The 12,964-nt window shown below is 63.3% G+C and carries 12 protein-coding genes; 5 read left to right on the top strand and 7 right to left on the bottom strand.

Translation table 11 applies throughout. The features are described 5' to 3' along the window. Positions 1 to 97: 97 nt before the first annotated feature. Complete coding sequence (locus tag AC27VE_RS03390; RefSeq protein ID WP_488703030.1) at positions 98 to 1,126, top strand: AraC-like ligand-binding domain-containing protein; 1,029 nt, start codon at positions 98 to 100, stop codon at positions 1,124 to 1,126. A 12-nt stretch (positions 1,127 to 1,138) separates the two neighbouring features. Here AC27VE_RS03390 and AC27VE_RS03385 read toward each other — a convergent pair whose 3' ends face one another. From AC27VE_RS03385 to AC27VE_RS03365, 5 genes are all read right to left on the bottom strand, one after another. Further along, complete coding sequence (locus AC27VE_RS03385; RefSeq protein WP_488703029.1) at positions 1,139 to 1,933, bottom strand: hypothetical protein; 795 nt, start codon at positions 1,931 to 1,933, stop codon at positions 1,139 to 1,141. Between the two features lie 53 nt (positions 1,934 to 1,986). Beyond that, positions 1,987 to 2,763, bottom strand: coding sequence for an acid phosphatase (locus AC27VE_RS03380; RefSeq protein ID WP_488703028.1), 777 nt, complete (start codon positions 2,761 to 2,763; stop codon positions 1,987 to 1,989). Positions 2,764 to 3,021: 258 nt separating this feature from the next. After that, a complete protein-coding gene (locus AC27VE_RS03375; RefSeq protein WP_488703027.1) occupies positions 3,022 to 4,500 on the bottom strand; it encodes an efflux transporter outer membrane subunit in 1,479 nt (492 codons plus the stop codon). A gap of 18 nt (positions 4,501 to 4,518) precedes the next feature. Further along, entirely contained in the window at positions 4,519 to 7,695 is a 3,177-nt protein-coding gene (locus tag AC27VE_RS03370) for an efflux RND transporter permease subunit (protein ID WP_488703026.1), read from the bottom strand. Continuing rightward, a complete protein-coding gene (locus AC27VE_RS03365) occupies positions 7,692 to 8,867 on the bottom strand; it encodes an efflux RND transporter periplasmic adaptor subunit (RefSeq protein ID WP_488703025.1) in 1,176 nt (391 codons plus the stop codon). Before AC27VE_RS03365 ends, AC27VE_RS03370 begins: the two co-directional genes overlap by 4 nt. Before the next feature lie 219 nt (positions 8,868 to 9,086). On the opposite strand from AC27VE_RS03365, the gene copM reads away from it, so the two are divergent. The 4 genes from copM (at position 9,087) to AC27VE_RS03345 (ending at position 11,637) form a co-directional block, all read left to right on the top strand. After that, complete coding sequence (copM, locus tag AC27VE_RS03360) at positions 9,087 to 9,410, top strand: CopM family metallochaperone (RefSeq protein WP_488703024.1); 324 nt, start codon at positions 9,087 to 9,089, stop codon at positions 9,408 to 9,410. Positions 9,411 to 9,576: 166 nt separating this feature from the next. Beyond that, positions 9,577 to 10,758, top strand: a complete 1,182-nt coding sequence (locus tag AC27VE_RS03355; protein WP_488703023.1) for a GGDEF domain-containing protein — start codon at positions 9,577 to 9,579, stop codon at positions 10,756 to 10,758. Between the two features lie 53 nt (positions 10,759 to 10,811). After that, entirely contained in the window at positions 10,812 to 11,141 is a 330-nt protein-coding gene (locus AC27VE_RS03350; RefSeq protein ID WP_427960852.1) for a YciI family protein, read from the top strand. A gap of 13 nt (positions 11,142 to 11,154) precedes the next feature. Continuing rightward, positions 11,155 to 11,637, top strand: coding sequence for a cupin domain-containing protein (locus AC27VE_RS03345; RefSeq protein ID WP_488703022.1), 483 nt, complete (start codon positions 11,155 to 11,157; stop codon positions 11,635 to 11,637). A 45-nt stretch (positions 11,638 to 11,682) separates the two neighbouring features. Here AC27VE_RS03345 and AC27VE_RS03340 read toward each other — a convergent pair whose 3' ends face one another. Both AC27VE_RS03340 and AC27VE_RS03335 read right to left on the bottom strand, forming a co-directional pair. Continuing rightward, positions 11,683 to 11,934: a hypothetical protein gene (locus AC27VE_RS03340; protein WP_081534002.1), complete on the bottom strand. Its 252-nt coding sequence runs from the start codon at positions 11,932 to 11,934 to the stop codon at positions 11,683 to 11,685. A gap of 66 nt (positions 11,935 to 12,000) precedes the next feature. Then, positions 12,001 to 12,882, bottom strand: a complete 882-nt coding sequence (locus AC27VE_RS03335; RefSeq protein ID WP_488703021.1) for a helix-turn-helix transcriptional regulator — start codon at positions 12,880 to 12,882, stop codon at positions 12,001 to 12,003. Positions 12,883 to 12,964 lie beyond the last annotated feature (82 nt).

Raw genomic sequence — 12,964 nt, 5'->3', positions numbered from 1 at the left:
CGCAGCCCATGCCGGCACCCGAGTTTGTGCAACATGGACGCGGGTACACTGGCCCTTGGGCCGGCCACGGGCTTGCGACTTAAGGCGAGACGTCAACATGACATGCTCAGAAACGTTCATCTCCACCGACGCAATAGAGCATTCTCTTCGTGACGAATACTGGCGTGAAGTCACGCGCCCGTTCTGCGATACGACGCTCGATCCGACAACCGGCGCGGCAACGTTGGAAGGCACCATGCGGATTCGCCACCTGGGCGGGTTGACGCTGGGCTCAACGACCTTCAATGCGCAGCGCTACAAGCGGGACAAGGCCACGATTGCCCGCACCGGACTTGATCATTACCTTGTTCATGTCGTGGCGGCGGGTTCCATCCACGGCGACTTTGACGGCCGCGACGTCGTGGCGCCCCCCGGGGGGATCTGCATCATCGACCTGGCCCGCCCTTATGCCTGCAGCGTGGACGCCGGCGAACGGTTGGCGACGACCATCCCCCGCGCCGGCATCGATAAGCTGCTGGGGCCCCGCGACGTGCACGGATTCGTCCTTGACCCCGGGCTTCCGATGACGCGCCTGCTTGCGGACTACCTTCGCGGTTTCCACGCGGTGGCAGGCCAGTTGTCCACCAGTGAGGACGGCGCGGCACAAGAAGCCCTTACCACGCTGCTCTCGGCAGGCCTGTCGAACACGGCGCCCCTCGACGATGGCCCGCAATCCGTGCTGGGTCAGGCAATGCGGGCGCGAGCCCTTGCCTATATTGATCGCCACCTTGCGGATCCCGAGCTGGGCCCGGACCTGCTCGTGCAACGATTCAGAGTCTCGCGCGCCCATCTGTATCGCGTATTTTCCGACCTGGGCGGCATCGCCCAGGTGATCAAGACACGGCGCCTGGACGCGGCCTACGCCTTCCTCGTCGATCCACGGCGCCCCGCGCGACCGATGAGCCAGATCGCCGCTGACTTCGGCTTTCGCAATACCGGGCGCTTTCGCCAGGCATTTCTTGCGCGCTTTGGCTTGGCCCCTGAAGACGCCAGCGGCCAAGGCCCCCACGCGGCGTCGCCGCTCGACAGCGACAATTTTCTATCGACCCATTTCGCGGCGCACAGCCATCGGCCCGACGTCGCGTAAGGCGCCTGCGCTTCAGAACTGGTAAGCCAGGCCCACGATGGGCCCCTGCTGAACGACGTTGTAGACGAAGCCGTTCCGATTGAAATTGACGCCCAGCGCGCGGTAGCCCAGCACTGCCGACCAATTGGACTTGAACTGATAGCCAATCGCGGCCGTGGCGTCCCAGTCCAGCCGGGCTTGTCCCGCGCCGATGACGCCCCAGCCGGTCAGATACCAGTGATCGTTCAAGGCGTATTGGCCGCGCACGCCGGCAACCGCATCAATCCACGTCGCGCTGTCGCTTCGACGGTTGCCGCCAAGCACCCCACCCTTCAGGGAAATCGTGGTGCTAGCGTGCCAGAGCCGCCCGCCGCCAATCACGTCAAGGTGCCCTCGGTCGCTTTCAAGCACGCTGTAACCCGCGCCCAAGAACCCGCTGAACGTCTTCGAGGAAATGTCGACCTTTCGACTCAGCACGCCGTACTGGGTGTTGCCGCCGCCGGAGAGCTGCCCGTACATGACGTCTGCCACCAGGCTGAATCGCTGGTAACGCGCCTCAGCAGCGCCCATGAAGGCCAGATCCGTCTCGCTCACAATGTCGCTGAAACTGGAATTCAGCTTTGCCGGCGGCTGCCCGAACTGGCCGACCTTGCCCTTGATGCCAGACGCCCAGACATAGGGGCTCACGCTGACCCGCCACGTATCCGCGGCATTGCCAGAATCCTTCTGCAGAAGCGGGCTGATCGGCAGCGTGCTGTCAGCAAAGGATACGTTGCAGGTCCCGACCAGTGCGCTCAACAGGATAAGCGGCGTAAAACACAGTTTCATGGTGACTCTATGATGCGGCGTCTTTGGAATTCGTAAGCAGATCGAAGGCGGCGTCACTGCTCGGACAGCGCGGCTTCCTCTGCCTTGCATTCGACGCTGGGCGCCGGGTGCTTGGCCTTGGCGGCTTCCACTTCCTTGCGAGCCGCAGCCAGATCGGCACGAAACTCGTCATCGTTATGCAACAGGGCAACCGTGGCCGCGCCCATCGTGCGGCCGGCGTCCACATCGCTTTGCCAATGCGCATTGCAGACGACCCGGTTTTGCCCGAACGCCAGGCCGCGCTTGAATATTGTGTTGGCGCGACCAGGATTGATTTCGGCCAGGACCAAGGCCCAAGCCCAGCCCGCCGCCGTATGGCCAGACGGGTATGAGCCATCCGTGCGCAGCAGCGTTTCCTGCTCGGGGAAACACGTTCCTTCGTTGTGGACGACAAACGGGCGAACCCGGTTATAGGTATTCTTGACGCCATAGGTAGACAGGCCTGCATCGGTCAGCACCTTCTGCATCAAGCGATACAGGTGCGGCGTTTGCGCCTCGGTGATGTCCACGCCCATCGCGCACGAGAAATTCTTGGCCGGCTGCGGAAACTGCAGGTCTGCGTCCAGGCGGGCTTGCGCGGCGCGCGCGCCACCGCGCAGCGGGATGGTTGCTTTCCGTGCCTCTTCGTCACGCGCGAACGCGGCGCTGTCCGCAGCAGGTGGCGGTCCAAGCAAATCAAGGCTGTTGGGCAGGTTCTCTTTGGGGATATAGCCCGGCGCCAACTCGAAGTGGGGGTCCGTAACCGCCGGGTCTGCTGCGCCCTCTGCCGCGTACGACATCGCGTGGGTCATGCCCAAGAGAGCAAGAGAAACGCGGGCTGCCTTACTGCGTATTGTGCGAAGCATATACATCGATACCGTCAGTGAAATTGCTGGACATTCCCTCGCAGGGCGCTTGGTTTACCCAGGCGTCGTACGAAGGAAATCGTGGGCGAATTTACACTGCGGGGATGGACGAGAAACGTCAAATGCGCCGAGGTGAGACGGATGGGCGTGAATAATGAGACATTGCGCCGCGTGGGGAATTTTCCTGCCGGCCGGGGCAGCGCTCTACGCACCCGTCGACTGCCCGGTATCTTCTTTCCAGCCCCCTCCCAGGGCCTTGTACAGATCGATAAGATTGTTCAGCCGCGTCAGGCGCGTCCGCACCAGGGCCTGCTCCGTGCGATATAGGGAGCGGTGGGCTTCGAGCAGCGTCAGGTAGTCATCCACCCCTTCTTCGAAGCGCTGCGCCGCCAGTTGGTAGGCGTCGCGGCTGGCGGCCACCGAGAGTTGTTCGGAGTGAATCTGCGCCTCGAGCGTGCGCTTGCCCGCCAGCCCGTCGGCCACCTCGCGAAAGGCGGTCTGCACCGCCTTTTCGTAGTTGGCGATCTCGATGCGTTTTTGCACATGCGCCACGTCCAGGTTCGCCTTCAAGGCACCGCCGCGGAAGATGGGCACCGTAATCTGCGGCAAAAAACTCCAGGTATCCGAGCCCGATCCAAAGAGTCCGTCCAGTGAAGCGCTTGCCGTCCCCGCCGACCCCGTCAGGCTGATCGTGGGGAAGAAGGCAGCGCGCGCGGCGCCGATATTGGCGTTTGCGCCGCGCAGCCTCTGCTCCGCCGCGCGAATGTCGGGACGACGCGCGAGTAGTTCCGATGGCAACCCGCCAGGCAGGTCGGTCGGCACGATGCCATCGGGTAGCGTGGTGGCCTCGTCAAGTTGTCGCGATAGCTCGGGCGTCAGCGGTTGCCCCATCAACAGCACGAGCGCATTGCGGTCCCTGGCTGCCTGCCGCGTGTAGGCGGCATGATTGGTCTCGGCATTGCGCAGCGTAATCTCCGCAAGGCGCAGGTCCAGTTGCGTGGAGTGGCCGGCCTGGACCAGCCGGGCCGTCAGTTCGTAAGAACGCTTCTGCGTGGCCAGCGTGTCGTTCGTCAGGCGCAGCAACTCCTGATCGGCACGTAGCGTGAGGTAGGCATTGGCCACTTCGGACACCAGGCTCATTTGCGTGGCGATGCGGATGTCGGCCAGGGCCAGATAGGAGGCCAGGGCCTGGTCGCTGAGGCTGCGGATGCGGCCCCAGAGGTCCAGCTCCCAGGCGGCACTTACGCCCGCCACTTCGTAGCGCCGGCTGACGCGGGCAGCACCCATGGCATCAAGGTCGGCCGGCACGCGTTCGGATGCGGCGCTGGCGGACGCGTCCAGGTCAGGCAGCATCTCGGCGCGCTGGATGCGGTACATCGCCTGCGCCGCTTCGACGTTGAGCGCGGCTTTGCGCAGATCCTGGTTGTTGCTCAACGAGATACCGATCAATTGCTGCAATAGCGGATCGAGGAAAAAATCCCGCCACCCGATGTCAGCGACGACCACATCGCCAGGCTTTGCGGAGGCGGCAGCGTCGTAAGCGGCTCCCGATGGATAGGCCGCTTCGATCGGCGCCGCCGGGCGCTCATGCGTGGGCGCCAGCGAACATCCGGCGAGAGCGGCTGCAAAGGCGAGCGGTGCCAGCGGCCGGGCCTGGCGGGAGCGTGTGAAAAATGTCTTCATGTCAGTATTTCCTAGCCATCAGGCGCGCTGGTCGCTTGCCCCGGTGCGGGTTTCAGGGGCGGCGCGGCGCAGGGCGAGCTTGCGCACGACGACATAGAACACAGGCGTGAGCAGCAGGCCGAACAGCGTCACGCCCAGCATGCCGGCGAACACCGCGATGCCCATGGCGTGGCGCATCTCGGCGCCAGCGCCGGTGGCCAGCACCAGCGGCACCACGCCGGCGATGAAGGCGAACGAGGTCATCAGGATGGGACGCAGCCGCAACCGCGCCGCTTCGAGAACCGCCGCCAGCGGGTCAGCGCCTTCGATTTCCTTGGCGCGGGCGAACTCGACGATCAAGATCGCGTTCTTGGCAGCCAGCCCGACCAGCACCACGAATCCGATTTGCGTGAAGATGTTGTTGTCGCCACCGGAAACCCAGACGCCGGCAATCGCCGAAAGCAGCGCCATGGGTGCAATCAACAGCACCGAGAACGGCAGTGACCAACTGTTGTATTGGGCCGCCAGGATCAGGAAGGCCAGCAGCACTGCAAGCGGGAAGATGTACAGCGCCGAATTGCCAGCCTGCTTTTCCTGGAAGACCAGATCCGTCCACTCGTGCGCCATCCCTTCCGGCAGGGTCTCGCTTACGATCTTCTCGATCGCGTCCGTGGCCTGGCCCGATGAATAGCCCGGCGCCGGCCCCCCGCTGATGTCCGCAGAGGGAAAGCCGTTGTAGTGGACGATTCGATCGGGGCCTGACCCGCGCGTTATCGTCACGAAGGCACTCAGCGGAATCATGTCGCCAGCCGCGTTGCGCACCTTGAGCAGGCCGATATCCTCGGCCTGCATGCGAAACGGCGCGTCAGCCTGGGCCATGACCCGATAGGTGCGCCCGAAGCGATTGAAGTCGTTGACGTAGAGCGACCCCAAATTGATCTGCAGCGTCTCGAATACGTCGGTCAGCGACACGCCCAAGGACTTGGCCTTCACGCGGTCGACTTCCACCCCCAGCTGCGGGGCATTGGTCTGGAAGCTGGCAAGCATGTTCGCCAGTTCGGGCGCCTGCATGGCCTTGCCCATGATCTCGCCCTGCGCCTGCGCCAGCGCTTCGAAGCCCAATCCCGCCCGATCCTCTATCTGCAGCTTGAAGCCGCCCATGGCGCCCAGGCCCGGCACCGGCGGCGGCGGGAAGATGCCGACGAAGCCGTCAGGGATCTGGCTGAACTTGCCCATCAGTTTTCCTGCGATGGCGTTGGCCGTCAGCGAGGCGTCTCGGCGCTCGTCGAACGGCTTGAGCATGGCGAACATCAGCGCCGAGTTCGGCACATTCACCGGGCCATTCACCGACAGGCCCGGGAAGGCCACTACGCTTTCCACCCCGGGCTCGGCCAGCGCGATCCGGGACATCTCTTTCACGACGGCCTCCGTGCGGTCCAGCGATGCGCCGCTTGGCAACTGGGCGATGCCGACCAGGAAGTACTTGTCCTGGGCCGGCACGAAGCCATTGGGCACTTGATTGAAGCCCAGCCAGGTCAGGCCCACGAAGCCGGCATACAGCAGCAGGACGATGGCGCTGCCGCGCACCGCGCGCCGCACGGCCCCGACGTAGGAGTTCGACGCCTTGTCGAAGAAGCGGTTGAAACGCCGGAAGAATCCGCCAAACACGCTTCCCATCAGGCGCGTGAGCCAATCGGATTTGGCGGCCTCGTGATGCGGCTTGAGCAGAATGGCGGCCAGCGCCGGCGACAGCGTGAGCGAATTGATGGCCGACAGCACGGTCGAGATGGCGATCGTCAGGGCGAACTGGCGATAGAACTCGCCTTGCAGGCCAGAGAGGAACGCCGAGGGGATGAACACGGCCGCCAGCACGGAAGTAATGGCCAGAATCGGCCCGGTCACCTCATCCATGGCTTTGCGCGCGGCTTCCTTTGGCGGCTCGCCCAGCGCCATATGGCGTTCCACGTTCTCGACCACCACGATGGCGTCGTCCACCACGATGCCTATCGATAGCACAAGGCCGAAGAGAGACAGCGTGTTCAGCGAGAAGCCAAACATGTGCATCACGGCGAAGGTGCCCACCAGCGACACCGGCACGGCCACCAGCGGAATGATCGAGGCGCGCCAGGTCTGCAGGAACAGCACGACGACGATGACGACCAGGGCGATGGCCTCCAGCAGCGTGACGGCCACGGACTGCAGCGAAGCGCGCACGAAGACCGTGGGGTCATAGGCGATCCGGTACGCGATGTCCTGCGGGAAGCCCTGCTGAAGCGTTTCCATCTTGGCGCGGACGGCATTGGAAACATCGATGGCGTTGGCGCCAGGGCTCTGGATGATCTGCAACGCAGGGGCCGATTCGCCATCGATCAGGCTGCGCAGGGTATAGGCGTCGGCGCCCAGGGACACGCGGGCGACGTCGCGAAGGCGGGTGACTTGGCCATCCGCGCCGGTTTTCACGACGATTTCACCGAACTGTTCCACGCTGGCCAGGCGGCCAAGCGTATTGACGGTCACCTGGAAAGCGGCCGACGTATCGGGTTGCTGCCCCACGGATCCGGCGGCGACCTGCACATTCTGCTCGCGCAGGGCTGCGACCACGTCGCTGGCAGTCAACCCCCGCGTGGCGACCTTGGACGGATCCAGCCACACCCGCATGGAGTATTCTCCGGCGCCCCAGACCAGGACATCGCCGACGCCAGGCAGGCGCGCGAGTTCGTCGCGCACCTGCCGGATGGCGAAGTTGGACAGATAAAGCGGGTCGTACCGCTTGTCTGGCGAGACGATGTGCACGACCATCAACACGTCCGGAGACGTCTTCTGCGTGACGACCCCGATGCGCTGCACTTCCTCGGGCAGGCGCGGCAAAGCGCGCGAGACCCGGTTCTGCACCTGGATCTGCGCCATGTCGGGATCCGTGCCCTGCTTGAACGCGATGGTGAGCACCATCCGGCCATCGGTTGCCATCTGGGAATTCATGTAGAGCATTCCCTCGACGCCGTTGATCACTTGTTCAAGCGGAGCGGCAACGGTGTCGGCGATCACCTCAGGGTTGGCGCCGGGGTAGCTTGCCGTCACCTGCACCGTGGGCGGCGTGACGGCGGGGTATTCGCTCAGCGGCAATTGCCAGAAGGCGATGGCGCCGGCCAGCAGCATGAGCAGGGACAGGACGATGGCGAAGATCGGCCGCGCGATGAAGAAGTGAGGGAACTTCATTGGCGCGCCTCCGAGGCGGCAGCCTGCTGCATGGGAACCACGCGGGGCGTGACCGCCATGCCGGGGCGCACCAGGCCCTTGATGACGATCCGGTCGCCGCCTTGCAAGCCGGTATTGATGACACGCAGCCCTTCCTCCATCTGGCCCAGCTCTACCGCGCGGTATTGGGCCAAATTGTCCTTGCCGACGACCAGCACATAATTCTTCCCTTGGTCCGTGCCAACGGCCTGGTCGTCCACCAGGATGGCTGGGCGCTCGCCGCCGGTCGCCAGCCTGGCTCGGGCGAACAGGCCCGGCGCCAATTGGCCATCGGGGTTCGGGATCACGGCGCGGGCGCGGATGGTGCCGGTGCTGCGATCGATCTGGTTGGCGACGAAGTCGAGCGTGCCCGAATACGGAAAGCCCCGATCCGTGGTCAGCCCCACGGCGACTGGCAGCGCCGGCTTGCCGCCGCCGGCGTCGGGCCGGGCGTGCCTGACCGCGTTGAGGTAGGTTGCCTCGTCGATGTCGAAGTAGACGTGCACGGGGTCGATCGACACGATCGTGGTCAGCAGCGTGGCAGCCCCCGCCGCGCCGCCGCTGACCAGATTGCCTTCGGTCACTAGCACCCGGTCGACGCGCCCGGATATCGGCGCGGTGATGCGCGCGTACGAGAGATCAAGCCGCGCCGCGGCGATGGCCGCCTTGGCCACCTGCACCTGGGCTTGGCTGGCGTTGCGCGCCGACACGGCATCGTCGTAGCTTTTGCGCGAGACCGCGCCGGTGGACACCAGCCGATGGGCCCGGTCGAAGTCGGCTTGGGCTTGCCCGGCCAGCGCCTCCGCCTGGCGCAATTGTGCCGTGGCGGTATCCAGCGCGACCTGAAAGGGACGCGGGTCGATCTGGAACAGCTGCTGTCCCTTTCGTACCAGGCTGCCTTCAGGAACGCTGACCGCATCGACGGCCCCGCCAACACGTGAGCGCAGCTCGACAGACTTGGGAGCCGCCAGGAATCCCGTGAAATCAGTCGACGGCGCGATCGTGCGCACGATGACCTCCGCGACAGGCACCTGCGGCGCCGCGGGCGCCGACGCCTTACCTTCGTTACCTGAGACCTCCCTGGGAACAAACGCGATGGTGCCGGCCGCCGCGATGACACCCGCCAATACGGCAATCTTGAATTTTCGACGCATGAAAAAACCCCTTCAGCGCAGCAGGGCGTCGGCCTTTCCGAAGCGTCTCTGCAGCATTTTTCGGAAGGTTAGAGATTGCAGCGACTGGAAGGTCAAGGCTTTCGTATGCGTTTCTGCAGGGTATTGACATTACAACTGTTGGAGAGAATAGATTGATCCCGTCGATCCAAAGCGGCACATATCGCGCCGTCCTAATCGACTAAAGCACTCGGAGCCATCATGCAGAAAACACCCAGCGCAGATCCCCATTCCCACGAGTCGACTACCCCGTCTTCCCTTGGCAGTAGCGAGGCCTCTGAGGCCTACCGCAGCGTCAATGAACGTATGCACAAGGACATGATGATCGACGCCACAGGCGACGCCGACGTGGACTTCATGCGTGGCATGATCCCCCACCACCAAGGCGCCATAGACATGGCGAAAGTGGCGCTTCGGTATGGCAAGGACCCGATCGTTCGCGCACTTGCCGAAGACGTAATCCGCGCCCAGGAGGGCGAGATCACGATGATGCAGGAATGGCTCGCCACGCGAGGCCTGCGATGAAAATGTTCTAGAGCACGTTCCAAAGCCAGCAGCCTGAATGGATCACGGAGCTCGGCAACTCGCACGCGGCACTTGACCTGGATCGAGTTTCCCCAGTTAATGTCGCTGCCTACGTCCTAGCATTACCAATGTAGGAGTCTCTCCCTCCCTCTCCTCGTTTCCATTTATGGTTGCCTCCACGCTCGTCGCCATGCTGTGTGCACACCTGTTGTGCTTTTCGGTCATGTTTTTGCTTATCAGTCGTCGCTTGCCCGGCAACCGGATGGGGATGGATTTTTTTGCGGTAGGCAATCTTCTGCTGGCGTTGGCCTACATCCTGCAACTGCTTGAGGGGGGACCGGCCTGGAGCGTGATGAGCGTCATCAACCACGCCCTCACGCTGGCTGCCCCCATCGCCTACTGGCTTGGCGCCATGCGCTTTTTTGGGCGTCAAGTTCCATTGTGGCGTCCATTGATCATTTTTTCCGTGGCCTATGGCATTGCGCAATTATTGGTGCAATGGAACGCAGGGCCTACAGCGCGTTACGCAATGCTTGCGGCGACGGCGAGCCTGCTTTTCTTTGCAATGACCATCACCGTGATCTACGGTGTGCGCACTTTCGCAAAAGACTTGTACGGAGAGATGGTTTTCTTTGCGCTTCTGATTGGCGGGATCTGTGTTCTCAATGCGCTGAAGTTCTTGAAAATCGTAGATGACGGTTTGGATGCGCTGCACATGGACAGCCGCTTTCAAATGATCTTCTACATCTACATGTCGACTCTGGCTACCATCGTGCCGCCCTCCATTGTCTGGCTGGTACTGCGGCGACTGACGGATAGCCTGCGCAACATAGCGGCGCGCGATCCCATGACGGACCTGCTCAATCGCAGAGGGCTTCTGGATGCGCTTAAACGGTATTTCGATTCTCGGCATTCCGCGCCCGTTCGCTTGCTGCTGTTGGATGTCGACCATTTCAAGCGGATCAATGACACCTACGGCCACCAGGCCGGGGATGAAGTCATATGCCAAGTGGCGGAACTACTTCGCTCCACCGTTCGTCGTGGCGACTTGACGGGTCGTATCGGGGGAGAGGAATTCGTGGCAATCTTCCTGGAGGCGGACGGTGACACGGTAATCACCTTGGCAGAGCGCCTACGTACCCGCATTGAAAGCCAAGGCATCAACGTGACGGGTTCTAGTAGTTCCCTGCGCTGTACGATCACCATTGGAATTTCGCCCCCCTTCCATGGCGCCCATGGCCTGGAGGATGCGCTTCGACACGCCGACGCGGCGCTCTACAGAGGAAAGGCGGCGGGACGCAATCGGGTCGAATTCTCCGACCTGACGTTGTCAGACTGCAATTCATGACGCTGTACGCAGTCTGATACCTTAACGAAGCACGCCTTCTCAGGAGACTCCCCATGCCAAAGTTCGTGACGATCGGATATGGAGACCAAGCGGGTTACGACCGTACGGCAGCCCCCCTCCGCGATGCTGCGCATGCGCACGACGCGCGGTTGAAACAAGACGGCGTGTTGATGGGCATCGCAGGCGCCCCGGTGCAGGTACGCAATCATGACGCTGCCGGCGTCGAAACGACGAACGCGCCTTATATGCGCGCGCCCTTGCCAGTGGCTGGCTTTTCCATCATCGAGGCGGCTGACCTGGCCGAGGCGATTGACATGGTGTCACGCACCCCCTGCGCGGTTGCGCATGGTGTCGTTGAGGTATGGCCATTGGAACAGCCTTAAAGGAGGACAGCCGATGAACCGACCGAATTTCATCAAGCATTGGACTGAACTTGAAGAACCCGATGCGCATTCCTATCAGGGCGATACCGAGCCGATGGCGCTGGATGCGCCGCTTGCGGTAGCACTTGGGATTACCCGTATCGGCATTCATCACGTCAGGCTGTTGCCTGGCCGGCGGACGTCTTATCCGCACGCGGAAAGTACCGAACAGGAGTTTGTGTACGTGCTTGAGGGCAAGCCCGACGTGTGGATCGATGGTGTGCTGCATCCCCTTGCGGAAGGGGACTCCGTCGCGTTTCCTGCGGGAACCGGCATCTGCCACACCTTCATCAACAATACGCAGGACGCTGTGCGGCTGATGGTCATCGGCGAACCTACCCGCGATGACAATCGCGTGCGTTTCCCGCTTAATGACGCGTACGAGCGTACGCGCGCTAATCGCTGGGTGGATTGGCCGGCCCGGCCGCTAGGAGACCATGACGGGAAGCCTGACTGACTGCGGCACGGATCCCGGCAATGCATGGCACTGCCTGTTCCGGCGTCAGTTGCTGTTGATCCACTCCTGCGTATCCCGGACGAACCACGGAAGATTCAGTTTTTCGCCTTCGCCGGACTGTATGGTCAAGCGCTGATCCGAAGACCCGGGCGGGGTGTTTGCGCGCTGCGTCGTGGAAGATGGCCGGCTGCGATAGTCCATATCGGTTTGCCGGGGCGGATTGTTCGCGCAGGCGGCAATCGACGCGCACGCGACCGCGGCAAGGACGGGTCTTACGGTTGAGCGAAGGATCTTCATGATGGACGGGTTCCCGCTGGTGGCACAGGCCGACGTGCCGGCAATCAAAGGCCTCTACTGCGTACCTTACTCGCAATGCGCGGTCTCTGTTGGCGTCGTACGCCTCTGCACCCACCGCGCAAAATCCTCTGCCCGCGGTTCGTCAGGCGCCGGCGCGTACACCACCAGCCGCAAATGGCGGCTTTCGTCCACGGACAAGGTCGCGTGCTCGAAGGCCACCTCTCCCAGCGGTTCGATATGCAGCTTGCGCACACCCATGCACGCGCCGTGCACGTCGTGTTCGCGCCACCAAGCCTTGAAATCCGGCGACACACGTTCCAGTTCGTCGACCAGTTCGGCGATGTCGGGCACGCCCGCCGCGCTGGCGAAATCGCGCCGGAAGGTGGACAGCATGGCGGGCGCTTGCGCTTGCCAGTCGACGAACACCTGCCGCATCGCGGGCGCCACAAACAGCATCCACAGTAGGTTACGGCGGCCGGGCGCTTGCGCCGAGAAGCCGAAGACGTGGTCGGCGGCGGCGTTCCACACCACCACGTCCCAACGCAGGTTCAGGATGTAGGCCGGCCGGGCGGGCAAGTCGTCCATCAGTCGGCGCACCTGTGGCGGCACGGTGCACACGGTGCGGCCCGGCTCGGCAGGCGGGCGTTGATGGGCCAGCAGATACAGGTGGCGGCGTTCGGCGGGATCCAGTCTCAGTACGCGCGCCAGGTTTTCCAGGAAGGTGGCCGACACGCTGATGTTGCGGCCCTGTTCGAACCACGTGTACCAGGCCAGGCCCACGCCCGCCAACGCGGCAACTTCCTCGCGGCGCAGTCCGGGCGTTCGGCGGCGGCCGCCGGCGGGCAGGCCCAGCGCCGTCGGGCTGAGGCGTTCACGACGCAGGCGCAGGAATTCGGACAGGTCCGCCCGCGTGCGGTCCAGGCGCTGGGGGATGGGAGCGTCAGTCATCACGAGAATAGGCATCCTGGCGGGCAGGCTATTGCAAGCAGTAATAGCATAAACAGCTAAATTGTATAAGGCTGAAGGTCCA

The organism is Achromobacter sp. 18P8.1.1 (genome assembly GCF_057799415.1).
This window is presented reverse-complemented; position numbering and strand designations above follow the sequence as displayed.

Coding starts and splice junctions, on each gene's coding strand:
- AC27VE_RS03390 (WP_488703030.1), top strand. CDS start 98: ATGACATGCTCAGAAACGTTCATCTCCACCGACGCAATAGAGCATTCT.
- AC27VE_RS03385 (WP_488703029.1), bottom strand. CDS start 1,933: ATGAAACTGTGTTTTACGCCGCTTATCCTGTTGAGCGCACTGGTCGGG.
- AC27VE_RS03380 (WP_488703028.1), bottom strand. CDS start 2,763: ATGACCCACGCGATGTCGTACGCGGCAGAGGGCGCAGCAGACCCGGCG.
- AC27VE_RS03375 (WP_488703027.1), bottom strand. CDS start 4,500: ATGAAGACATTTTTCACACGCTCCCGCCAGGCCCGGCCGCTGGCACCG.
- AC27VE_RS03370 (WP_488703026.1), bottom strand. CDS start 7,695: ATGAAGTTCCCTCACTTCTTCATCGCGCGGCCGATCTTCGCCATCGTC.
- AC27VE_RS03365 (WP_488703025.1), bottom strand. CDS start 8,867: ATGCGTCGAAAATTCAAGATTGCCGTATTGGCGGGTGTCATCGCGGCG.
- copM (WP_488703024.1), top strand. CDS start 9,087: ATGCAGAAAACACCCAGCGCAGATCCCCATTCCCACGAGTCGACTACC.
- AC27VE_RS03355 (WP_488703023.1), top strand. CDS start 9,577: ATGGTTGCCTCCACGCTCGTCGCCATGCTGTGTGCACACCTGTTGTGC.
- AC27VE_RS03350 (WP_427960852.1), top strand. CDS start 10,812: ATGCCAAAGTTCGTGACGATCGGATATGGAGACCAAGCGGGTTACGAC.
- AC27VE_RS03345 (WP_488703022.1), top strand. CDS start 11,155: ATGAACCGACCGAATTTCATCAAGCATTGGACTGAACTTGAAGAACCC.
- AC27VE_RS03340 (WP_081534002.1), bottom strand. CDS start 11,934: ATGAAGATCCTTCGCTCAACCGTAAGACCCGTCCTTGCCGCGGTCGCG.
- AC27VE_RS03335 (WP_488703021.1), bottom strand. CDS start 12,882: ATGACTGACGCTCCCATCCCCCAGCGCCTGGACCGCACGCGGGCGGAC.